This is a genomic window from uncultured Pseudacidovorax sp. (assembly GCF_913773995.1).
Taxonomy (GTDB): domain Bacteria; phylum Pseudomonadota; class Gammaproteobacteria; order Burkholderiales; family Burkholderiaceae_C; genus Xenophilus.
Map to the genome: position 1 here is coordinate 1 of NZ_CAJYES010000024.1, position 22,224 is coordinate 22,224.

Genomic DNA, 22,224 nt, shown 5'->3' on the forward strand with positions numbered 1-22,224 from the left:
GACACGATGTTGACCAGGTTGGACACGATCAGCGGCAGGCTGGCCGTGTCGGCGATGAAGCCGGCGGCCATCACGAATGCCAGCGTAGCGGCCGGCGAGAAGCCCAGCGCGACCAGCATCGCCATGACGATGGGCGTGAGGATCAGCGCGGCGCCATCGTTGGCGAACAGGGCCGCCACGGCCGCGCCCAGCAGCACGATGAAGGCGAACAGCCGCCGGCCATTGCCGCCACCCCAGCGGGCCACGTGCAGCGCGGCCCACTCGAAGAAGCCAGCTTCGTCCAGCAGCAGGCTGATGATGATGACCGCCACGAACGTGGCCGTTGCGTTCCAGACGATGCCCCACACCACGGCGATGTCGGCCAGGTGCACCACACCGAAGACCAGGGCCAGCAGCGCGCCCAGCGATGCGCTCCAGCCGATGCCCAGGCCTCGCGGTTGCCAGATGACCAGCACCAGCGTGAAGAGAAAAATCAGGATAGCCGCGAGCATGGCGAGGGCCTCTTAAGGGGACGGGGGATTCGGCCCGGCAGGGCCGCGGGAGAGGTCAGCCGCGCGCGATCAGCGCTTGGCCAGGTCGCGTGCGGACTGCTGGAGCGACAACTTGTCGATGGCGGCAGCAGGCAGGTTGATGAATAGCTCGACGCGGTGGCGGATGGCGTGCAGCGTCTTGCGGAACGCGGCCTGTTTCTCCTCCGCGCTGCCCTGCACCTCGGACGGGTCGGCGTAGCCCCAATGGGCCGTAGCGGGGTGGCCTGGCCAGATCGGGCACACCTCGCCGGCCGCGTTGTCGCACACGGTGATGATGAGGTCCATGTGCGGTGCGTCGGGCTCGGCGAACTCGTTCCAGTTCTTGCTGCGCAGGCATTCGGTGGACATGCCGACACGTTGCAGCGCCTCCAGCGCGAGCGGGTTGGGCTGCTGGTTGTCGCGCGGGCTGCTGCCAGCCGAGAAGGCGCGGAAGCGGTCGCCGGCCATGCCGTTCAACAGGGCTTCGGCCAGGATGCTGCGGGCCGAGTTATGGGTGCACAGGAACAGGACGTTCAGGGGGCGCGCGGTCGCAGTCATGGTCATCGTGGGTCGTCAAAGGATCTTGCTCAGGCAGGCGGCGGACGCGGGGCACAGCTCCCGGAACTGCTCGGACCGCAGGACCTCAGCCGGCACCTGTTCGCGGGCCACGACCGCGTAGCCGCGGTGCTCGAAGAAGCTCCGCGCCGATTCGGTCAGCAGCACCAGGCGCGGCAGGCCATCGGCCTTCGCGCGGCGCTCCAGCGCATCGACCAGGCGGCTGGCTAGGCCGAGGCCACGTTGACCGGGGGCGACCACCAGCGAGCGCAGCAGGCCGGCGCCGTCGTAGCGCTCCAGGCCGATGGCGGCGACCAGGCCACCATGCGTTCGCACGCCGAGAAAGTCGGGCATGGCCGGCGCCTGCACATCGGTGCTGGGCAAGCCGGCATCGCGCAGCAGCGCGCAAACGGCCGAGTGATCGCTTGCGACCAGTGGTGCGATGGGCTCCATGGGGTCAGCAGCAGGCCTTGGCAGGCCCGCAGGGCGGTGCGGATGCCGGCGCCGCCTCAGGGGCACAGCAAGCCGCCGCAGCGGCCTTGGCCGGGGCGGGCTTGCCGAACACCGGCACGTTGCCCAGCGTCTGGAAGTGTTCCCACGGCACGCCCTGCGGGTCCGTGATCCAGTGCTTGTCGCTTCGTGCGTAGCAGCACGTGGTCTGGCCCTCATCGAGCAGCGGCAGGTCGGCCGCTTCGGCGCGGTTCTTGAGGTCGGCCAGCTCGGCCGCCTCATCCACCTGAAAGCCCAGGTGGTCCACGCCCGGCGCGGCACCGCGCGTAGAGATGGCGAAGTTCAGGCGCGGGTCTTCCAGCATCCACTTCGCATAGTCGCCCTCGATGCGCGCGGGCTCGGCGGCGAACAGCTTGGAATAGAACGCGATGCTTTGGGGAAGGTCGGTGACGTGCAGATGAACGTGGAAGCGCTTCATGGCGAGCCTTTCAGCAGCGGCAGGACGCTGCCGCATCGGTGGTCGAGCACGCTGCGCCCTCGCAGCAGTTCTCGGTGAGGTAGCCCAGCAGCTCGTTCATCGTGATGAACGAGGCGCGGTAGACCAGGTTGCGGCCCTGCCGCTCCTGCGTGACCAGGCCGGCGTGCGTCAGCTCCTTGAGGTGGAACGACAGCGTGTTGCCGGCTACCTCCAACTGCTCGGCCAGCGCGCCCGGTGTCAGGCCATCGGGGCCGGCGACGACCAGAGCGCGGAACAGGCGCAGGCGCAGGGCTTGTGCCAGGGCAGCGAGGGAACGGACAGCTTCGGACTCTTGCATTGATGAACTATACAACGATTATTGAATAGATATATCCCGCGACTGTGCCTGGGTTCGTTCAAAGAGGGTCGAGGGCCAGACGTTGCTCGATGTAGGGCATGAGATCTGCAGCCCATCGGTGCCGGGCTGGACCTGGCCAGCATGTGTGACATCCGCATCGCCAGCGAGACCGCCACCTTTGCGGAGAGCTTCGTGCGCGTGGGCATCGTGCCCGGCGACGGCGGCGCCTGGCTGCTGCCCCGCGCGGTCGGCATGGCCGAGGCGGCGGAGATGGCCTTCACGGGTGACGCCATCGACGCCCGCGAAGCGCTGGTCTGCGGCCTGGTCAGCCGCGTGGTCGCACCCGAGGCCTTGCTGGACACCGCCCGCGCACTGGCTCAGCGCATTGCCGCCAACCCCGGTGCCGTGATGCGCATGACCAAGCGGCTGCTGCGCGAAGGGCAGCAGGCCTCGCTGGAATCCTTGCTGGAGATGTCGGCCGGCTACCAGTCCATCGCGCACAAGATGGCGGACCACCGAGAGGCGGTGATGGCGTTCGTGGAGAAGCGGGCGGCGCGGTTCGGATGGGGAAACAACAAGCCGTTCGCCGTGACTGGCTGCGAATCTTCGGCAAGGCGTATCACTGCTCGGCGGTACAACTGGGCTGTCGCGAGCGGCGACAAGATAGGGGTGAGGCTGGCCGGCTGGGTATGGCTAATGCAGATCGTCAGCTATTGCTAGACTAGACCTTATGACTCAAAACAATGCAGGAATGACGCAAGCTGAACTCCACGATTTCGCTCAGGATTGGGTTAAGTGTGGAGAAGCAGTGACGAAGGCGAGGGACTTGGTTGGGCTATCCCGGGCCGACTTGGCCAGGGAGGCAGGCATGGAACCGGAGCAGCTCAGGAAGATCGAGAGTGGTGGAGCTCACAAAGGTTTCGAGAAAGTCCGGAAAGTTTTGGAAGACAAGGGGGTCGTCTTCTTGGACTTGCTTACCGCAGAAGTGAAGCTGAAGTGAGCCAATAGCTCATAGAGGGCCGCATGGGCTCTCTATGCATCAACCCCCAAACAGAACTGCGCCCACGCTGCCATCAATGCCCGGCGGCGCTCAATGCCGTCGCCGCGACGGTAGGCTTCTTCCGTCTTGTCGGCAATCGCGTGCGCCAGGGCGAACTCGATCAGATCTCTGGGGAATTCCGTTCTGTCGCCTGCCCAGTCACGAAACGTTGACCGAAAGCCATGGGGTACGGCGTCAACCTCCATCCGACGCATCACTGCTGTGATGCTCATATCGGACAGGGGCCTATGCTTCGTGCCTTCGAATAGAAGATCTCCTGTAGGCGGGGCTGCATTAAGCAGTTGAACAGCCGCGTCCGACAAGGGGACCCGGTGTTCCCGTTTGGCTTTCATGCGTTCGGCAGGGACGGTCCAGATCTTCGCTCGCAGATCGATTTCGCTCCACCGCGCGCCACGAACCTCGCCAGAGCGCGCGGCCGTCAGAATCAAAAACTCCAAGGCACGTGCCGCCACACCGTGGCGGGTACGCAGGGTGGCCATAAAGGCGGGCATACTGTCTATAGGCACCGCCTTGTGATGCTGCACCTTCTGAATCTTGGCGGGGGCAGGCAGGATCTTGTCCAGGTGGCCCTTCCATCTTGCAGGGTTCTCGCCCGAGCGGTACTGATGCACCGTTGCCCAGTCGAGCACTGACTCGATGCGGCCGCGAAGGCGGGACGCAGTCTCGTTCTTCTTCTTCCAGATAGGCTGTAAGCAGAGCATCACGTGTTCAAGCGTAACCTCTCGCACGGAAAGCCTGCCCACGACCGGCGAAACGTACTCGCGCAATGTGTTCTCCCACTGCTGTCGGTGCTTGGGGTTCTTCCATTCGTCTGCCTTGGAGTTGATGTACTGCTCAGCACACCAATCGAAGGTCTTGTCTGCTGTCTGACGGGCTATCAGTGCTGCTTTTTGGGCACGTCGCGGCGCAAGTGGCGCCGTGCCCAGCCGCAGCTGCTTCTGAATCTCACGCGCTTGCTCTCGCGCCTCGGCAAGCCCCACTTTGGGGTAGGGGCCCAGTCCTATGTCGCGGCGAGAGTCGCCCACGGTGATGCGAAGCACCCAGCCACGGTGGTCCCCCTTGACTCGCAGATGCAGGCCGGCGGCGCCTCCAACCGCGTGTCGTCCGTCCGTCTTGAGGGCGGCGACAGCGCGAGCGGAAAGCTCTTGAGCAACCTTAGGCATACCTGCCTCCGACTAACGATCCTGTCCCACATTATGCCCACATAAAAACGCGGATGTCGGCGGATCCTTTCGCTATCCGTCGGAGTTTCGGTAGTGGGAAATATATTGAAAACAACAAGTTAGAGAGTCGACCGGATCTGGTCGGATGATGGTTCTACAGACACCGCTTCCGCCAGGGCTGTATTTAGCTCTCTTTTCACCAAGCGTCTCGGCTCACCCGCGTGCACGTACCGTGAGCGCGCAAATCTCGTGTCGGCCGCCCAAACATCAGGCCGCTGAACTGCGTCAAGATCAGGCTTGGCGCCCCTGTCAGGTCACGGGGTCGGGGGATGACGCGGCCCGCATCGGGGCCTGTCGTCAGCTCGTGAATGGGCGCGCACGGTTATTGCTTTGTCCCTAAGCCATGGACATTCACCAGATCCGGTGCTTCAAGCGGGTCGCTGAACTGCGCAGCTTCACGGCGGCTGCCAAGCATCTGAACATCACGCAGCCTGCGCTGAGCCGTCAGGTGCAGAGCCTGGAAGACGAACTCGGCACTCAGCTGCTGCTGCGCACGACGCGCGGCGTGCAGCCAACGCTGGCCGGCAAGGTGATGATGGAGATGGGCGGCAACCTGCTCAACTACATCGAAGGCATCCGCAAGGCGGTCGCAACCGCCGCCAACGATCCGGCCGGCGACGTTGTGGTCGGGCTTCCGCCTTCGCTCTCCGGCATCCTTGCGCCGGGTCTGATCGAGGAGTGCCGCACGCACTTGCCTCAGGTGCGTCTGCGAATCATCGAAGGGCTCAGCATGTTCATCGAGGAATGGCTGACGCTCGGGCGCATCGATCTGGCGATCCTCACCGAGCGGCCGGATATGAAGATGAGCATCACGCCGCTGTGCCAGGAGGAGCTGGTGCTGGTGCGGCGATCCATGCCCGATCTCGACGGCGATGCCAACGATGCGGAAGCGATCGCGTCCGCGCCGGGCCACCGCTCGGTCTCCTTCGACGATATGTCCGGCATGACGCTCGTCATGACGCGCGGTTTCAAGGAGGTGCTGCTCCCGCAGATGCCGAGCGGTTGCCGCCTGCGCTGCGACATCGAGATGGACAGTCTCTCGGCCATCCGCAACCTGCTCTCCACCACCGATCTGTGCACCGTGCTGCCCTACGGCGTGGTGCAGCACGAGCGGCTCGGCGATGAGTTCCAGGTGATGCGCATCGATTCGGGCCCGACCCGCTCGCTCGTGATCGGCCGCAATGCATCGCAGCCGATGAGCGCCGCTGCGCGCGCCGTGCAGGGCGCGATCCACGCGAGCGTGCGCCGGCTGCCGATGAGCACGCGCCTTCAGTAGCACCACGTCCGTAGTACGCCGCGCCGCACCATGCCGGCGCGACATGGCACTTATAGAAAAACGGCGTTGGCCCGTTCGGGAGGTGGCTCCTAGCATTCATCTCACGGCCAGGACGTCCCATTTCCCCACCTCTTCTTCCTTCTTCCTTCCATGAGAACTTCATCTTCCGCTCTCGGTCTTCGCACCCTGGTCGCCGCGCTCGCCGTCGTCGTCGCGGGGAGCGCCGCCGCGGCCTGCGACGCGCCCTTGAAGTTCGGCGTCGCCGACCCGCTCACCGGACCTTCGGCCGCGTTCGGCATCGATCAGATCCAGGCGCTCAAGTGGGCCGTGGACGACATCAATGCCGCCGGCGGCGTGAACGGCTGCAAGCTCGAACCGATCATCGTGGACAACCAGGCCAAGCCGGATGTCGCGATCACGACCACCAACCGCTTCGTGCAGATCGACAAGGTGCCGGTCATGGTCACGGCCTTCAGCAACGTGGTGAAGGCCGTGGCGCCGATCGCGAACCGCGAGAAGGTGCTCCTGCTGTCCATCGGCGCCAACAGTCCCGCGCTCGCGCAGATGGGTGACTACGTCTACACCACCTTCCCGCTCGCGGACGTCGACATGAAGGCGCTTCCACCGTTCCTCGTGAAGAAGATGGGCAAGAAGCGCGCAGCGGTGCTCTACGTCAACCACGAGACCGGCATCGATGGCAGCAAGGTGTTCCGCGACGCCTTCACCGCGGCGGGCGGCGAAGTGGTGCTCTACGACAGCTACGAGGAGAACCGCTCCGACTTCACCGGCCTCGCGCTCAAGGTGCGATCGGTGAACCCTGACGTGATCCACGTGCATTCGGTGGTGAGCGACTTTCCGGCGATCGTCTCCCAACTGCGGCAGCTCGGCATCACCACGCAGGTGACGAGTTACCAGACGGCCTTCAGCAACAAGATGATCCAGGACCTCGGCGGACAGTCCGAAGGGATCATCGTCACCTCGATGGCGCCGGGCGTCGAGGACAACCCCGCGCTGGTGCCGTACCTCAAGCGGTGGCAGGACGAGTTCAAGCGCCCGCCGAACGGCCTGCCCTACACGCAGTACTGGTACGACGCGCCCTACGTCGTGGCCGAGTTGTACCGCTGGGTCGCGGCCAACCGCCTGCCCGCCACCGGCGAGAACATGCGCAAGGCGCTGCTCGCGATCAAGAGCTTCAAGCAGCCGCTCTCGGGTCCGGTGACCTTCAACGAGAACCACACGGTGCAGAAGGCCACCTACTTCTGGCAGGTGAAGGGTGGCAAGTTCGCGATGATCGGCAAGTCGGAATGACCCGGTCGATCCTCTCGCCGCAAGCCGGAGCGACGCGATGGACATGCTGAGTGCGCCCATCCTTCTGCAGCTCGCGTGGACGGGCCTCGCGATGTCGAGTGCCTACTGCCTCTTCGCAGTGGCCTTCGCGCTGGTGCTCAAGGTCAACCAGGTCTGGAACTTCGCACAGCCGGCGCTTTTCATCGCCGCCTACTACACGATGTACGCCTGCTGGCAGTGGCTGCACCTGCCGACCCTCGTCGGCATCGTGGTCGCGCTGACGCTGACGATCGCCACCGCGATGCTTCTGGAGTGGCATGGCTTCCGCGTGTTCCGCAAGCGCCGCTCGGCGACGCTCACCTATTTCATCTTCACGATGGTGGTGTCGCAGCTTGCCGTGTCGCTGGCCGAACTCGTCTTCGGCACCGACAACAAGACGCTGCAGGCGAGCGTGATGTCGCCGATTCACCTGGTCGGCCCGGTCGCGGTCAGCGAATGGGATCTCGTCGCCATCGCGACGACCGCGGTGCTGGTGCTCGCACTTTGGGGTGTGATGACGCGCACCCGATTCGGCAAGCAGATGACGGCAGTGGCGGACAACCCGGACCTCGCGTCGGTGTACGGCATCAATGTGGCGCGCTGCTACCTGCATTCGATGATGCTGGCCGCGGTGCTGATGGTGGCGGGCGTCTACCTGATCGGCACCAAGGCGCCGATGGTGCCGTCGTCGCCGCTCAACCAGTTCCTGATCTTCGCGGTGATCGCTGCGCTTCTCGCGGGAATCGGGCGCGTGTTCGCGGCCGGTGTGGCGGCCATCGTGCTGAGCCTGATCCAGGCTTTCAGCATCCTCGTGATTCCGTCGCGCTGGCAGATCATGCTGGTATACGTGCTGATCGTCATATGCGTGCTGCTGTTCCCACAGGGCGTGCGGCGCAAGGCTCGGCGCGTGGCCGCGACCACGCCCAAGCCGACGCTGCCCGAGTCGCAACACAAGGCCGAAGTGCCGACCTTGAAAGTGGGAACGCCATGATCGAATACGTCAGCGTGCTCGCAGTGCTGGTGCTGCTCAATGTGGTGTTGGCCGTGAGCTTCAACCTCGTGCTGGGCTACGGCGGGTTGGTGAGCATTGCGCATCCGATCTTCTTCGCGCTGGGTGCCTACGCATCCGGCCTGCTGGCGCGCGACCTGGGCGTTCCGGTGCCGCTCGCGATCGTGGCCGGCGGCCTGCTGGCGATGCTGTCATCGGTGGCGCTGTCTGTGCCTGCGCTGCGGGTGTCGGGCGACTACATGGTGATCACCAGCCTGGGCTTCCAGCTGGCGCTGGTGCACATCATCACCAACGTCGAATTCACCGGGGCGGCGGGCGGGCTCACGGGCATTCCGTCGGCCTTCGATGGGGCGATGCGCAGTCCGATGGCGGTGGTTGCCGCGGCGTTGCTCGCGGTTGCCTGCATCGCGGCCGTGCGGTGGCTGATGCATGGCCCCTATGGCCGCGCCGTGACCGCGATGCGCAACGACGAGCAGGCGCTCGCATCGCTGGGCCGCAGCCCGATGGCGATCAAGGTGATGCTCTTTGCCCTGGCCTGCGGCATGGCGGGCATCGCGGGCGGCTTCTATGCGCACCACTTCCTCTACCTCACGCCGGAGCAGTTCAGCACCTTCGCCTCCACGGCGCTTTTGACGATGGTGGTCGTGGGCGGCGCGGCGACGACCTGGGGGCCGGTGCTCGGCGCCGTCCTCGTCACGCTGCTGCCGGAGGTCATCCGCTTCATCGACATGCCGATCGCGATCATGGCGCCGCTGCAGGGTGTGCTTTTCTCGCTGCTGGTGCTGGTGTTTCTGTACCTGCGCCCGCAAGGGCTGCTCGGCGGCAGCCGGGCTGGCGGCGGTGTGGCGGCCTGGCATGGCGCGCGGGCCGAGCGCCGGACGGCTCGGGGGGCCAAGCCATGAAAGGCAATAGCACTGTCACGCTCGACATCCGCGGGCTCAGCAAGCGCTTCGGCGGCATCGTGGTGGCCGACGGCCTGAATCTCCAGATCGGCAAAGGCGAGATCGTCGGGCTGATTGGTCCGAACGGCGCGGGCAAGACCAGCTTGTTCAACCTCGTGACCGGCTTCGTGCCGGCCGATGCGGGCGAGATATCGATCGATGGCCAGCGCATCGATGGTCTGCCGCCGCACCAGCGCGCGCGCATCGGTGTCGCGCGGACCTGGCAGAACGCGCGCATCTTCCAGAGCCTGAGCGTGTTCGACAACCTGCTGATCGGCGCGCGCGACTATCCGGGCGAAAGCGTCTTCAACAACGCCTTCCGCCGCCGTGAACTGGCCGAGCAACGCGAGAAGTCGATGGCGCAGGCCGAGATCGTGCTCGCGCGCGTCCGGCTCGATCACAAGGCGGATGCCTTCGCGAGCGATCTGTCCTTCGGGCAGCAGAAGCTGCTCGCGATCGGACGCGCGCTGATGAACAACGGGCCCTGCCTGCTGCTCGACGAGCCGATGGCCGGCGTCGCAGGCCACATCTACGAGACCATCGGCGACGTGATCCGCAGCGAGGCTGCGGCGGGCACGGCGGTGTGTCTGGTGGAGCACAACGTCGGCTTCGTGCGCGAGCTGTGCCACCGGGGCGTGTTCATGTTCACCGGAAAGATCATGGCTGACGGCCCGGTCGACGAGCTGCTGAAGGACCAACGGCTGACCGAGCTGTATTTCGGCGCCAAGGCAGACAAGCGCGCCGCCGCGGAACTGGAGGTCACCGCATGACCGATCGCCTTTTCGACGTGCAGCACCTGAATGCGCGCTACGGCAGTCTCGCGGTGCTGCACGACGTGAGCGTCTCCATCGCCGCGGGTGAGCGGGTCGCGATCTTCGGCCACAACGGCTCGGGCAAGTCGACCCTGCTCAAGTGCCTCGTCGGCGGTCTGCCCGATTGCGACGGGCGCGTGCTGTACCGCGGCCAGCCGATCGAGCCAGGCGCGGTGCATCGCAACGTGCAGCTCGGCATCGGCATGGTGCCGCAGACGCGCAACGTCTTCCCCAACCTCACCGTGCAGCAGTGCCTGGAGATTGCGGCAACGCGCACGGGCGAGCGCTCCTTCGAGGCGATCTACCAGCTCTTTCCGCGCCTGCGCGAACGTGTCGACCAGAAGGCCGGCCTCATGAGCGGCGGAGAGCAGCAGATGCTGGCCGTCGGCATGGCACTGATGACCAAGCCCGGCGCGATCCTGCTCGACGAGCCGACGGCAGGCCTGTCGCCCGTTGCGGCGCGCACCGTGCTTGCCAGCCTCGTCGACGTGAACGAGCGGGCCGGCGTGGCGATCGTGCTCGTGGAGCAGAACGTGATGCTGGCCCTGGAAATCGCGCAGCGCGCGATCGTCGTGCGCAGCGGCAAGGTGGTGTTCGACGGCGACGCCCGTGCACTGGCCGAGGAAAAGAACCTGTGGGCGCTCTTCTGATGGCGCCCGATACCGACAACCAACGACTTTGAAAGCCCAATAGATGAAATCGTTCAAGAAAGACATCCGCATCGGCGACGACGCCACCGCCTTCGGCGCCTATCCCGATGCCGTCAGCGCCGAGGGACTGGTGTTCACTTCCGGCACGCGCGCGCGTTCGCAGGGCCGCGGCTTCGCCGCGCTGCCCGAGGCCGCGCGCGGCAAGTCGCAGGGCTACGGCCTCGCCGACCGCTACGAAGGCGCGGTGAGCGAAGGCGCCTGGGAGACGCACGCCTCGCTCGAGGACGTGCTGCAGGCCGCCGGCAGCGACAACTCGCAGATCCTGCGTCAGCACGTATGGCAGAAAGACAAGCGCTTCTTCCCGTGCTACGAGGCGGTGCGCATCCACTGGCAGCCGACGCCTTCGCCGTCGAGCGGCCTGGGCGTGGCCCACATCCCGGGCGCCGGGACGCAGTGGATCGGCATCGATGCAATCGCGGTCGCGCCGGGCGTGAATCCGCGCTTCGGCAAGCGGGCGGTGCTGGCCGCGGTCGACCAGGCTGCGCTGCCATCGGCTTCGCACTATTCGCAGGCGGTTCAGTCGGGTCCGCTGGTCTTCACGGCCGGCCACATCGCCATCAAGACCTCCGAGCCGGGCAAGCCGGTGGTGCAGGGCTTCGACGACGTGCCACCGGAAGGCCGCGCGCTCGCCACCGGCCGCAGCCATCCCGACAGCCGCGACGGCCCGATCGCGGCGCAGACCTGGTACGTCTACAAGCAGCTGGAGGAGCTGCTCGCGCGCGGCGCGCTCGGTTTGAAGGACGTGATCCTTTCGACCGTCTACCTGTCGGACCTGCGCGACTTCGCGGTTTTCCATCGCGTGCACCGGCAGTTCTTCCCCGACGCGGCCAGCGGGCCGGCGCTGTGTGTGAGCGCCTTCGACGAAGTCGGCCATCGCGGCTGCCGCATCGAAATCGAGCTCACCGTGGTCGATCCGAAGTCGGACATGGAGGTGCGCTCGACGGGCTGGAGCGTGCCGGCGCCCCATGCGGGGCCGGGCGCCGTCACCGTCGGCCCGTTCGTCTTCTGTGCTGGCATGGTCGGTCTCGGCCGCGATGGCCAACTGGTGCTGGGCCGCGACGCGCTCGGCGGCGAGGAGGGCGTGCAGGCCATCGCCTTCGAGGCCTTCGCGGGTCGCGATGCCGTCACCGCCGCGCAGAGCTTCGCCGCGCTGCTGAGGTTGAAGGAAACGCTGGCGCTCGCCGGCGCGAGCCTCGACGGCCTGGTGAAGCTGACCCTGTACGTCGGCGAGATGCGCGACCTCGACGTCTTCGAGCAGGTGCGTGCCAAGGTACTGAACGACGCCGAGCTGCCAGCCTTCGAATGCGTCTGCGTCCGCGGCCCGGGCCCGGTGCCCGAGGCGAACATTCAGCTCGAAGCGATTGCGGTGCTCTGATGACGGGCCTCGTGCCGCCGCTGCCCCAGGCCATGCACGCCGCCGAAGCCCTGCGCGGTCTGCATGACGCGCAGGTCGACCACCTCGGCGTCGCGGTGGCCAGCCTCGATGCGTCGGTCGGCTTCTACCGGACCCTGCTGGGCGTCGAGCCGGTGCTGCATACGCTGGATTCACAGGGCATTGCAGTCGCGATGTTCCAGCTGGCCAACCTGCGCATCGAGCTGCTGGCGCCGATCGGTGCGGAATCACCGATCACCGACGTGCTTGAAGACCACACGATCCAAGCCTTCATCGCGCGGCATCCGCAGGGCGGCCTGCACCACGTCTGCTACGTCGTGAAGGACCTCGATGCCGCGAATCCGCCCGGCACGCGCCGGCTCGGCCGTGGTGTGCCGATCATCGGTGCGTCGGGGCAGCCGATCGTCTTCCTCGACCCGGCGAGCACGGGCGGCGTGCTGATCGAACTCAAGCAGGCGGCCTAGCCCAGCGCAGGCCGCGACTTCCCCCAGACTGAACACCGGCACGCGTCACGCGAGCCTGCGGCCGCACGGCCCGGCCTGCGGCGCGGGCGGGCGCACGCCTTCGAAACGAGACACCTCCATGCCATTTCACGTCGACCTCATCCTGATGGCGGGCATGATCGTCGTCGGGCTCGGCGCGCTCCTGCAATCGAGCACCGGCTTCGGCTTCGCGCTGTTCTCGGCGCCCCTGCTGGCGCTGCTCGATCCGCACCTCGTGCCGGGACCGATCCTGATCCTCACGTTGCTCCTCACCTTTGGCGTGCTGGTGCGCGACTGGCGCGACATCGACTGGCCGGGGCTGGGCTGGATCTGCGCTGGCCGGCTGCCGGCGACCATCGTCGCGGGCCTCACGGCGGCGGTGATGCCGAAGGAGCAGTTGTCGGTCGTGTTCGCCTTCTTCGTGCTGTGCGGCGTCGCGGTGAGCCTGACCGGCAAGCGCTTCAAGCCCAACCCCGCGGCCCTCGTGACCGCTGGCGGGCTGGCGGGATTCTTCGGCACGCTGACCTCGATCGGCGCCCCGCCGCTGGTGCTGGTCTACCAGCATCACGCGGCGAAGGTCATCCGCAGCACGTTGTCGGCCAACGTCGTGCTGGGCACCGTCGCTTCGGTGATCGCGCTCGCCATGGGCGGACAGCTCGGGAGTGTCGACCTCAGCCGTTCGCTGGCCTTCGCGCCGGCGTGCGCGCTGGGCCTCTTCTTCTCGAAGTACGTGCGCGCGAGGCTGGATGGCGGCTGGCTGCGGCCGCTGTTGCTCGCGATCTCCGCCTTCGCGGCGCTGGGGGTGCTGGCGCGGGAGTTCCTGCACTGACCGGGCATGGCTGGATGGGCCAGCGTCGTCGTGCCCACCTTGGACGGAGGGCGGTCACAGGTGACGTTTCGGCGCTGCTCGTCGTCTCTGGGAAGCCGTACCCGTTGGCGCCGCCCCGCCCGCCCAAGCCGAGGCACACTACCGGGGGCACCATGCCAGTCAGACCACCTCGGTCGCGGACCCACTCCCACCGAACACGCTTCGAGATTCCCTCCGTCCTCCCGCATTCCCATGAACTCTCGATTCAGCGCCCTGTTCGCCTGCGCGGCCTTGTTCTTCGGCATCACCGCCTCTGCCGACGTGCGCATCGTCATGCTGCGACATGCGGAGAAGCCGGATGCCGGCCTCGGTCAGCTGAATTGCCAGGGTCTCAACCGTGCCCTGGCCTTGCCCAAGGTACTGCTTGCCGCCTATGGCAAGCCCGATGCCATCTATGCGCCCGATCCCCATGTCGAGAAAGAGGACCGCGGCATGCTCTACAACTATGTCCGGCCGCTGGCGACCATCGAGCCGATGGCGATTCGGGTGGGGTTGCCTGTCCGCACGTCCTGGGGATGGAACGACATTCAAGGGCTGCAGGCCGAATTGCTCGATCCGGTGCACGAGGGGCAGACATTGCTGGTCGCGTGGGAGCACCACAAGCTCGATGAGCTGGCGCGCAACCTCTTGAAGGCGCGTAGCGTCGACACTGCCGGACTGCCCCGCTGGAAGTCTGAGGATTTCGACTCGATCTACGTGCTGACGCTCAAGCCAGGGGGCGGTGGCGCCTTCAGGCGCGATGCCGAAGGTCTCGATGGGCTGAGCCAGTCGTGTCCTGATCGCTGACGGGGACGTCGCTGGGGCGGGGCTGCGGCGCCCCGCCGGCGCCCGAGCATGCTCGAAGAGAATGGCCGGCCCCACCGCCCATGTCCTCCGCCTCCGCTGCGCCCATCCCTACGGCCTCCGCGCCCGCCGCCGCATTCCGCTGGCTGCGGGTCGCGGTCTGGACCGCGCTGCTCGGCCTATCGTTGCTCGTCGTGGTGCTGTCCGGCGAGTGGGCCGCCAATCGCGCCGCCCGCAACCAGGCCGACGAGATCCGCCGCGCGGCGGAGGTTCAGCTCTCGGGACTGCGCGATGCCACCGGCCGCTACCGGCACCTGCCCTTCACCGCCGCCCTGCACCCCGTGGTGCTGGCGCTATTGAACGCGCCCGGGCAGGCCGCCCTCGGACAGAGCGCCAACCGCTACCTCGAAGAACTCAACCGCCTGGCCGGCTCCGACGTGCTCTACCTCATCGACGCGCGCGGCGTCACGTTGGCTGCCAGCAACTGGGCCACCCCGCAGAGCTTCGTGGGCCATTCCTATGCCAACCGCCCGTACTTCACCGAGGCGCTGGCAGGCCGCAGCGGGCGCTTCTACGGTGTGGGGCAGACCACCGGCGAGCCGGGGCTGTTCATCTCGGCGCCGGTGCGGGGCGACGATGACCAGGTGCTGGGCGTCGTCACCGTGAAGGTCAGCCTGCGGCAACTGCAGGAGTCCTGGCGCATCGCCAAGGATCCGATCCTGCTCACCGATGCGCGCGGAATCGTCTTCCTCAGCTCCGTGCCGCAGTGGCTCTACCACGCCACGCGGCCGGTCGACGCAGAGGGGCTGGCGCAGGTGCGACGCGACCAGCAGTACGGTCCGCGTGCCAGCTTTCCGCAGTTGCCCTGGAAGGTGGCGCGGGACGGCGACCGGCCCGGCGCGTTGATCCGCACGCAGATCGACGGCCAGGCCCGCCACTTCCTGGCGGTGAGCGAGCCGGTGGAAGACCTGCCCTGGACGCTGACGGTGATGGCCGACCACGACCAGGTGCTGCGCACGCGCGAGAGCGCATGGATGGTCGCCGTGCTGTGCCTGAGCTTGCTGCTGCTGGGCGGGCTCTACTGGCGCCTGCGCGAGCGGCGCTTTGCCGAGCAGCGCGACGCCCGCCGTGAGCTGGAGCTTCGCGTCGAGGAGCGCACCCACGCCCTGGGCGAGGCGCATGCCTTCCGCAAGGCCATGGAAGACGCGCTGCCCGTGGGCATGCGGGCGCGCGACGTGGAAGGGCGCATCACCTACGTCAATCCCGCCTTCTGCCAGATGACGGGCTTCGAGGCCGGTGAACTGCTGGGCCGGCTGCCGCCCTATCCCTACTGGCATCCCGACGAGGTCACGCGCCACTGGCACCACTACGACGCCATGATGAGTGGCCGCAGTGCGCCCGACGGCCACGAGTCGCGGCTGCGGCACAAGGACGGGCACGAGGTCATCACCATGGTCTACACCGCACCGCTGATCGATGCCGAGGGCCGGCACGCGGGCTGGATGAGTTCGGTGGTCGACGTGACCGAGCAGAGGCGCGCCGAGCTGCAGCAGCGCCAGAACGAAGCGCAGCTGCAGCATGCCCAGCGCCTGGCCAGTCTGGGCGAGATGGCCTCGACGCTGGCCCATGAGCTGAACCAGCCGCTGATGGCGCTGAGCAGCTTTGCGAGTGCGGCCAAGGCCTTCGCGCAGCGCGGCGATGGCGCCTTGCTGGCCCAGAGCCTGGACGACACCATCGCGCAGGCCCAGCGCAGCGCCGAGATCGTGCGACGCATCCGCGGCTTCGTTCGCCAGCGCACCGCGGGGGTCGAGGACTGCGCGCTTGCCACGCTGGTGGCGCAGGCGCTGGCCCTGCTGCGCGGCGAACTGCGGGATTGCCAGGTGACGCTCAAGGTGCGCATCCCCGACGACCTGCCGCTGCTGCGCGGCGACCGCGTGCTGCTGGAGCAGGTGCTGCTCAACCTGGTCTCCAACAGCCTGCATGCGGTGCGCGCGGTGCCGGCCGCGGAGCGCCGGCTCGACATCGAGGCACAGCAGCACGGGGGCTGCATCCAGCTGCAGCTGGCGGACCGCGGCACGGGCATCGATCCGGCCATCGCCAACCAGGTGTTCGAGCCCTTCTTCACCACGCGCCCGGGCGGGCTCGGCCTGGGCCTCAACATCTGCCGCACCATCGTCGAGGCCCACCGCGGCCGCCTGACCTTTGCCGGGCGCGAAGGCGGCGGCACCGTCTTCACGCTCGAATTGCCCATCGCCTGCCCATGACCCTGCCCGCCAACAACCTGTGTGTCGTCGACGACGACGAGGCCGTGCGCCGCTCGCTGGGCCTGCTGCTGCTGTCGCGCGGCTATGCGGTGCGCACCTTCGAAAGCGGCGAGGACTTCCTGGCCGGCGCCGACCTGCAGCACCCAGGCTGCGTGATCCTCGACCTGCGCCTGGGCGGCATGACTGGGCTGCAGGTCTTCGATGCGCTGCGGCAGCGGGACAGCGCGCTGGAGGTGCTCTTCCTCTCCGGCCATGGCGACATTCCCATGGCCGTGGAGGCGGTGCAGAACGGCGCCCTCGGCTGGCTCGAGAAGCCCTGCAACGACGAGCGCCTGCTGGCCGCCGTCGCCAAGGCGCTGGAGAAGGCCCAGGCCTGCGCCGAGCGCCGCCACGCGCGCCAGGCCGCGCAGGCGCTGTGGCAGAAGCTCACGCCGCGCGAGATGCAGGTCGCGCGGCTGGTGGCCGAGGGCAAGCCCAACAAGGAGATCGCGCAGGAGCTGGCGCCGGTGGAGCTGCGCACCATCGAGACCCATCGCGCGCATGTGTTCGCCAAGCTGGGCGTGGCCAACAGCCACGGGCTGTACCGCTTCCTGCGCGAGCACGGCCTGTAGAACTGCGCCTGCCCCGATTGGGGATAACCCCTGCGTAGCGCCACGGAGGCCGCCAGCCCGCGGCTACGGACGACGCCGCGCCGCTGCCGCGCCACACTGCCCGCCGGCCTTACCCCTGGCCGTGCCCGACGGGCCGCCCTGTGGCGCGATGCGCACACGGTGCGCGGCCGCTCTCGACAACGTCTAAAGGAAACAACCATGCAACGCAGTCCCTGGAAAGCACTGGCCGGTGGTGCCGTGCTCGCCGCCCTCGTGGCGACGCCCGCCGCATTCGCGCAAGGCTATCCCGAGCGGCCGATCGAGCTGCAGGTGCCCTTCGCACCCGGCGGCACCACGGACATCGTGGGCCGGGTCATTGCCGATCCGCTGGGCAAGATCCTGGGTCAGCCGGTGGTGGTGGTCAACAAGGCCGGCGGCGGTGGCGCGGTGGGTGCGCTGGAAACCGCACGCGCCACCCCGGACGGCTACAAGCTGGGCGTGGCCACCGTGTCCAGCACGGCCGCCAATCCGGCGATCAACCCCAAGACGCCGTACAACCCGCTGACCGACTTCACGCCCATCATCAACATCGCGGCGACGCCGAACGTGATCGCCGTGAACCCCAGCTTTCCGGCCAAGGACTATGCGGGCTTCATCGCCGAGCTGAAGAAGAATCCGGGCAAGTACTCGTACGGCACCTCCGGCACCGGCGGCATCGGTCACCTGCTGATGGAGCTGTACAAGAGCGTGACCGGCACCTTCATCACGCACATTCCCTACCGCGGCGCTGGCCCGGCCCTCAATGACGTGGTGGCGGGCCAGGTGCCCATGATCTTCGACAACCTGCCCTCGGCGCTGCCCTTCATCAAGGCCGGCAAGCTGGTGCCCATCGTGGTGGCCGCGCCGCAGCGCCTGAAGGAGCTGCCCAACGTGCCCACCTTCAAGGAAGTGGGCCTGGAACCCGTGAACCGCATGGCCTACTACGGCATCCTGGGCCCCAAGGGCCTGCCCAAGGACGTGGTCGACAAGATCAGCGCCGGCACCAAGAAGGCGCTGGAAGACCCGGCTGTGCGCAAGCGCATCGAAGACACCGGCTCGATCATCGTTGCCAACACGCCCGAGCAGTTCGCCGAACAGATCAAGGCCGAATACGCGGTCTACAAGGACGTGGTGCAGAAGCAGAAGCTGACGCTCGACAACTGAGCGAACCTTCAGCGCCGACCCGCCTCAGCACTTCGGACGGGGCGGGTCGATGCGCGACCGCCGGCCGCGGCCTCACATGATGTGCAGGCCGCCGTCCACCATCAACGTGGTGCCGGTGATGAACGATGCCTCGTCCGAGGCGAGCCACAGGATCGGATGGGCGATCTCCACCGGATCGGCCCAGCGCCCGATCAGCGAACTGGTGCTGCGCTCGGTGCGCAGTTGCTCCACCGACTTGCCCGACAGGGTGGCCCGCTGCACATGGAAGTCCGTGAGTGTCGAGCCGGGGCAGATGGCATTGGCGCGCACCCCGTTCGGTGCCTCCTCGAAGGCGAGCGTGCGGGTGAAGGCCAGCTGCGCCGCCTTGGTCGCGTCATACAGGGCCATGCCCTTGCGACCGGTCACCGCATAGCACGACGACACGTTCACCACGGCACCGCACCCGCTGGTGCGCAATGCCGGCAGGGCGGCTTTGCAGTACTGGCTCATGCCGACCAGATTCACCGCCACCATGGCCTGCCACTGCTCTGCCGTGAGCGCGTCGACCGGGCTGTAGTTGCGCATCGCGGCGTTGTTGACCAGCACATGCAGGCCGCCCCAGTCCCGCACGCATCGCGCCACCATGTCGGTGGCAGCGGCTTCGTCGCGGACATCGGCCGCCAGGGTCAGCGTTGACGCATCAGGAAACTCTTTGCGCAGCGCTGCCTGCGTCCGTGCCAGCGCTTCGGCGTCGGCGTCGACCAGGGCCACGCGGGCGCCCTCGCGGCAGAACAGCCGGCTCGTCGCCGCACCGATGCCGGCACCTGCGCCAGTGATGAGGGCGACCTTGCCGGCCAGCCGAGCGGAGTTCGTCGCAGCCATCCTCAGTCCACCTTCGCGCCCGTGTCCTTGATCACCTTGCCCCAGCGGCTGATCTCGGTGTCGATCCAGCGGCTGAAGTCCTGCGGCGAACCGGCGACCACTTCGAACTCCATCTCCTCCAGGCGGGCTTTGATGTCTGGCATGGCGAGGATGCGCACGAACTCCTCGTTGTAGCGTTTGATGATGTTCGGCGGCGTGCCTCCAGGGGCCAGGAAGCCGATCCATGACGTGGCTTCGAAATCCTTCAGGCCCGACTCGGCCAGCGTGGGCACATCGGGTGTGCTGGGAAAGCGCTTGGCACCGCTGGTGGCCAGCAGTTTCAGACGCCCTTCCTTCACGAAGCCCTGCACATTGCCCGGCACGAAGAAGCCTGCCTGCACGTTCCCGGCCAGCAGGTCGGCCACGGCCGGCCCCGCGCCGCGGTAAGGCACATGGGTCATCCGGAAGTCGGCAGCCGACTTCATCATTTCCATGGTCAGGTGCGAGGCGCTGCCCATCGAGACAGAGCCATAGGAATATTTGGCGGGGTTGGCCTTCGCCATGGCGATGAAGTCGCGCACGTCGCGGATGCCCGTGGACGGATTGACCACCAGGTACTGCGGCGACTTCACGGCGAGCACGATGGGCGCCAGGTCCTTGCGCGGATCGAAGGGCATCTTGTCGAAGAGCGTGACATTGATGGCCAGCGGGCCGTTGTAGCCCACCAGCAGCGTCTGTCCGTCCGGCGCGGCGCGTGCGACTTCGGCGGCGCCGATGTTGCCGCCGGCCCCGCCCTTGTTCTCGACCACGAAAGGTTGCCCGAAGGCCTCCTGCAGTTTGGGCGCGACAAGCCGGGCCAGCACGTCGTTCGTGCTGCCCACGATGGGCACGATGATGCGCACGGGCCGGTTGGGCTTCCAGTCCGCGGCTGCATCCGCGGCCCAGGCAGCGCTGGCGCAAGCCGTGGTCAGCACGGCCAGCGCGAGTGTCTTGGGAATTCGCATGGTGTCTCCTGTCGTTCGTGGGGCGGACGCCGGCTTCAGAGGCTGAAGACCGGTTTGCGCGTGCTGTCGGCCAGCTCCGTACGGGCCCACTCCAGCGGGCTCTGCGCTCGCGGCAGCAGCACGCCAGCCGGGCGCACGCGCTGCGCCTGCGGATTCAGCGCCGGTGGCGCTTCGCCCTGTTCGAGTCCCAGCGCAGCTTCGTTCAGCATGCGGCGGGCCATCACGATGGCCTTGTCGGTGGGCAGCAGCCGCTCGGCTTCGTGATCCTGGATCGGGCCCATGCTCTCCTGCAGCGAATAGTCCTGCGCCGAAAAGCCGAACACGCCGCTGTACGAGCGCTGCTCGCGCTGGGCGACACGGTCGATCATGTAGTCGTTATCGCGGTTGGCGGCGGGCACGAAGCTGCCCGGTGCTTCGTATTCCACATGGATGCCCTTGCCCGCGCGCATGGCTTCGAGTTCTTCATCGCTGAGCGCACGGTCGGGTCGCCAGTTGATGCTCCAGGCCCAGCAATGGTGGTCGTCGATGGGCACCCAGACGTGGCCCGCCAGCGCGTGCTCGCCGAAAGGGGCGATCAGGGTGAACCACGGAAACAGCCACTGCGTGATGCGCCAGTAATACGAGTCGGGCTCGCCGTTGCGCCGGCCGAACAGGCTCAGGCCGAATGGCGTCTTCTCGATCTCGAAGATCACGTTGCCGTCGGCCTTGATGTAGTCGAGCGCTTTCACACCCTGGTGCATGGGGTCGGAGTCGACCTCGTAGCGATGGACGTACGACACATGCGCCGTGTCGATGCCGCCTTCCATCGCCTGCAGCCAGTTGCTGTATTGCAGTCGCTTGGAGACGAACACCTGTTCGGGCGGCAGCGTGCACCACTCGACCTCCGGCAGCTCGGGCTGCTGGCCTTCCGGGCCCATGTAGGTCCACACCACGCCGCCGCGCTCGATGCACGGATAGCCCTTGATGTGCATCCGCGCGCACGACTGGGGCGAGGAGGGCACGTCCACGCAGTGACCATCGCCATCGAACTTGACGCCGTGGTAGGCGCACCGGATGCCGTTCTGCTCGTTGCGACCGAAGTAGAGCGACACGCCCCGGTGCGAGCAGAACTCCCCGATCAGGCATGCGCGGCCATCGGTGTTGCGGAAGGCGAGCAGCTTCTCGCCCATGAGCTGGACGCGTACCTGCGGGCCGTCCGGCTCGGCGATCTCGCTGGACATCAGGGCCGGCACCCAGTAGCGGCGCAGCAGCTCGCCCATGCGGGTACCCGGGCCGACGCGGGTGAGGGTTTCGGACATTTCCTTGTTCATCGGGTGTTCTCCATTGTCATCGTCGAGTCCATTTGATGGACATGTATCCATTGTGCGGACTCGTTTGAGTATGGTCAACTAGTGGTCATTCTGTCCGTCTGATGGACAATGGGCCGCTGACAATCCGCGACCCAACACAGGAGTGCTCGCTTGGACGCAGAAGAAAAATCGGGTGAAGGCGTACGCGCCGTGGAACGTGCCCTGGACATCCTTCTGGCCTTCGGGCCGGGCGACCAGGCGCTGACGGCCGGCGAATTGCTCAAGCGGGTGGATCTGAGCAGACCCACGCTCTACCGGCTGCTGCGCACGCTGGAGAACAAGGGCTTCATCATCTCGAGCGGCGAGCCCCAGCGGTTCGCATTGGGGGCTTCGGTGGCCCAATTGGCGCATGTGTGGAGCACCGGCCTGGACGTGGCGGCGCTGGCCCAGCCCATGCTGCAGGCCCTGTGGGAGCAGACGGGCGAAACCGTCGCGCTGCTGCTGCACCAGGGCGACCACCGCGTCTGCGTCGCCGAACTGCCCAGCGCCCAGCCGTTGAGTTTCAAGCGCGGTGTCGGCCACCGCGACGTCGTGGCCCGCGGTGCCAGCGGTCGCGTGATCCTGGCGCATCTGCAGGCCCCCGAGGCCCACCTGCCTGCCGGCCCGGAAGGCGACGTGCTGCGCGAGCGTCTGCAGCTCATCCGCGAGCAGGGCTACGAAGTCAGCCGCGACGAACTCATCAAGGGAGCGGTGGCCGTGGCCGTGCCGGTCTTCCTGGGGGATGGGCGGGTAGATCGGAAGAGCACACGTCTGAACTCCAGT

At 67.1% G+C, this 22,224-nt stretch carries 23 protein-coding genes and 1 pseudogene; 15 read left to right on the forward strand and 9 right to left on the reverse strand.

Features of this window, described 5'->3' with window-relative positions; genetic code table 11:
* The 5 genes from QZ772_RS02255 to QZ772_RS02275 all read right to left on the reverse strand — a co-directional run.
* Positions 1-491: ArsB/NhaD family transporter (locus QZ772_RS02255; protein ID WP_295522613.1), on the reverse strand; the 491-nt coding region annotated here is incomplete at its 3' end.
* 69 nt (positions 492-560) lie between these two features.
* On the reverse strand, positions 561-1,067 hold the full coding sequence (locus QZ772_RS02260) for an arsenate reductase ArsC (protein WP_295522615.1): 507 nt from the start codon (positions 1,065-1,067) through the stop codon (positions 561-563).
* A 15-nt stretch (positions 1,068-1,082) separates the two neighbouring features.
* Positions 1,083-1,517, reverse strand: coding sequence for an arsenic resistance N-acetyltransferase ArsN2 (arsN2, locus tag QZ772_RS02265; protein ID WP_295522617.1), 435 nt, complete (start codon positions 1,515-1,517; stop codon positions 1,083-1,085).
* A gap of 4 nt (positions 1,518-1,521) precedes the next feature.
* Complete coding sequence (locus tag QZ772_RS02270) at positions 1,522-1,992, reverse strand: ArsI/CadI family heavy metal resistance metalloenzyme (protein ID WP_295522619.1); 471 nt, start codon at positions 1,990-1,992, stop codon at positions 1,522-1,524.
* Positions 1,993-2,002: 10 nt separating this feature from the next.
* Positions 2,003-2,329: a helix-turn-helix domain-containing protein gene (locus QZ772_RS02275; protein WP_295522621.1), complete on the reverse strand. Its 327-nt coding sequence runs from the start codon at positions 2,327-2,329 to the stop codon at positions 2,003-2,005.
* Between the two features lie 114 nt (positions 2,330-2,443).
* On the opposite strand from QZ772_RS02275, the pseudogene QZ772_RS02280 reads away from it, so the two are divergent.
* Together QZ772_RS02280 and QZ772_RS02285 are read left to right on the forward strand one after the other, a co-directional pair.
* Positions 2,444-2,890: pseudogene (locus QZ772_RS02280) on the forward strand (enoyl-CoA hydratase-related protein); the annotation flags it as partial.
* Positions 2,891-3,080: 190 nt separating this feature from the next.
* On the forward strand, positions 3,081-3,329 hold the full coding sequence (locus QZ772_RS02285; RefSeq protein WP_295522623.1) for a helix-turn-helix transcriptional regulator: 249 nt from the start codon (positions 3,081-3,083) through the stop codon (positions 3,327-3,329).
* Positions 3,330-3,361: 32 nt separating this feature from the next.
* Here the strand turns inward: QZ772_RS02285 and QZ772_RS02290 are convergent, their stop codons facing one another.
* On the reverse strand, positions 3,362-4,552 hold the full coding sequence (locus QZ772_RS02290; protein ID WP_295522625.1) for a site-specific integrase: 1,191 nt from the start codon (positions 4,550-4,552) through the stop codon (positions 3,362-3,364).
* Positions 4,553-4,955: 403 nt separating this feature from the next.
* Here QZ772_RS02290 and QZ772_RS02295 point away from each other — a divergent pair, with 403 nt between their 5' ends.
* From QZ772_RS02295 to QZ772_RS02355, 13 genes are all read left to right on the forward strand, one after another.
* A complete protein-coding gene (locus QZ772_RS02295; RefSeq protein ID WP_295522627.1) occupies positions 4,956-5,888 on the forward strand; it encodes a LysR family transcriptional regulator in 933 nt (310 codons plus the stop codon).
* Between the two features lie 150 nt (positions 5,889-6,038).
* Positions 6,039-7,196 carry an ABC transporter substrate-binding protein gene (locus QZ772_RS02300; RefSeq protein WP_295522629.1) on the forward strand — a complete coding sequence of 386 codons (1,158 nt, stop codon included), beginning with the start codon at positions 6,039-6,041 and terminating at the stop codon, positions 7,194-7,196.
* A gap of 37 nt (positions 7,197-7,233) precedes the next feature.
* Complete coding sequence (locus tag QZ772_RS02305; RefSeq protein ID WP_295522631.1) at positions 7,234-8,205, forward strand: branched-chain amino acid ABC transporter permease; 972 nt, start codon at positions 7,234-7,236, stop codon at positions 8,203-8,205.
* Positions 8,202-9,125 (forward strand): branched-chain amino acid ABC transporter permease, encoded by a 924-nt coding sequence (locus tag QZ772_RS02310; protein ID WP_295522632.1) that lies wholly within the window; start codon positions 8,202-8,204, stop codon positions 9,123-9,125. Before QZ772_RS02305 ends, QZ772_RS02310 begins: the two co-directional genes overlap by 4 nt.
* Before the next feature lie 62 nt (positions 9,126-9,187).
* A complete protein-coding gene (locus QZ772_RS02315) occupies positions 9,188-9,934 on the forward strand; it encodes an ATP-binding cassette domain-containing protein (protein WP_295522634.1) in 747 nt (248 codons plus the stop codon).
* Positions 9,931-10,626 (forward strand): ABC transporter ATP-binding protein, encoded by a 696-nt coding sequence (locus tag QZ772_RS02320; protein ID WP_295522636.1) that lies wholly within the window; start codon positions 9,931-9,933, stop codon positions 10,624-10,626. The genes QZ772_RS02315 and QZ772_RS02320 overlap by 4 nt, the downstream gene beginning before the upstream one ends.
* Positions 10,627-10,669: 43 nt before the next feature.
* A complete protein-coding gene (locus QZ772_RS02325; RefSeq protein ID WP_295522638.1) occupies positions 10,670-12,061 on the forward strand; it encodes a Rid family hydrolase in 1,392 nt (463 codons plus the stop codon).
* On the forward strand, positions 12,061-12,543 hold the full coding sequence (locus QZ772_RS02330) for a VOC family protein (protein ID WP_295522641.1): 483 nt from the start codon (positions 12,061-12,063) through the stop codon (positions 12,541-12,543). The genes QZ772_RS02325 and QZ772_RS02330 overlap by 1 nt, the downstream gene beginning before the upstream one ends.
* Before the next feature lie 145 nt (positions 12,544-12,688).
* Positions 12,689-13,390 (forward strand): sulfite exporter TauE/SafE family protein, encoded by a 702-nt coding sequence (locus QZ772_RS02335; RefSeq protein WP_295522643.1) that lies wholly within the window; start codon positions 12,689-12,691, stop codon positions 13,388-13,390.
* Between the two features lie 231 nt (positions 13,391-13,621).
* Positions 13,622-14,215: a hypothetical protein gene (locus tag QZ772_RS02340; RefSeq protein WP_295522645.1), complete on the forward strand. Its 594-nt coding sequence runs from the start codon at positions 13,622-13,624 to the stop codon at positions 14,213-14,215.
* Between the two features lie 80 nt (positions 14,216-14,295).
* Positions 14,296-16,476, forward strand: coding sequence for an ATP-binding protein (locus QZ772_RS02345; RefSeq protein ID WP_295522647.1), 2,181 nt, complete (start codon positions 14,296-14,298; stop codon positions 16,474-16,476).
* A complete protein-coding gene (locus QZ772_RS02350) occupies positions 16,473-17,087 on the forward strand; it encodes a response regulator (protein ID WP_295522649.1) in 615 nt (204 codons plus the stop codon). The genes QZ772_RS02345 and QZ772_RS02350 overlap by 4 nt, the downstream gene beginning before the upstream one ends.
* 198 nt (positions 17,088-17,285) lie before the next feature.
* On the forward strand, positions 17,286-18,269 hold the full coding sequence (locus QZ772_RS02355; protein WP_295522651.1) for a tripartite tricarboxylate transporter substrate binding protein BugE: 984 nt from the start codon (positions 17,286-17,288) through the stop codon (positions 18,267-18,269).
* A 72-nt stretch (positions 18,270-18,341) separates the two neighbouring features.
* Here the strand turns inward: QZ772_RS02355 and QZ772_RS02360 are convergent, their stop codons facing one another.
* Genes QZ772_RS02360 through QZ772_RS02370 form a run of 3 tightly spaced genes read right to left on the reverse strand, consistent with a single transcriptional unit; the run spans position 18,342 to position 21,423 of the window.
* Complete coding sequence (locus QZ772_RS02360; RefSeq protein WP_295522653.1) at positions 18,342-19,130, reverse strand: SDR family oxidoreductase; 789 nt, start codon at positions 19,128-19,130, stop codon at positions 18,342-18,344.
* Between the two features lie 2 nt (positions 19,131-19,132).
* Positions 19,133-20,113, reverse strand: coding sequence for a tripartite tricarboxylate transporter substrate binding protein (locus QZ772_RS02365; RefSeq protein ID WP_295522655.1), 981 nt, complete (start codon positions 20,111-20,113; stop codon positions 19,133-19,135).
* A gap of 35 nt (positions 20,114-20,148) precedes the next feature.
* Positions 20,149-21,423: an aromatic ring-hydroxylating dioxygenase subunit alpha gene (locus QZ772_RS02370; RefSeq protein WP_295522657.1), complete on the reverse strand. Its 1,275-nt coding sequence runs from the start codon at positions 21,421-21,423 to the stop codon at positions 20,149-20,151.
* Positions 21,424-22,224: the final 801 nt, after the last annotated feature.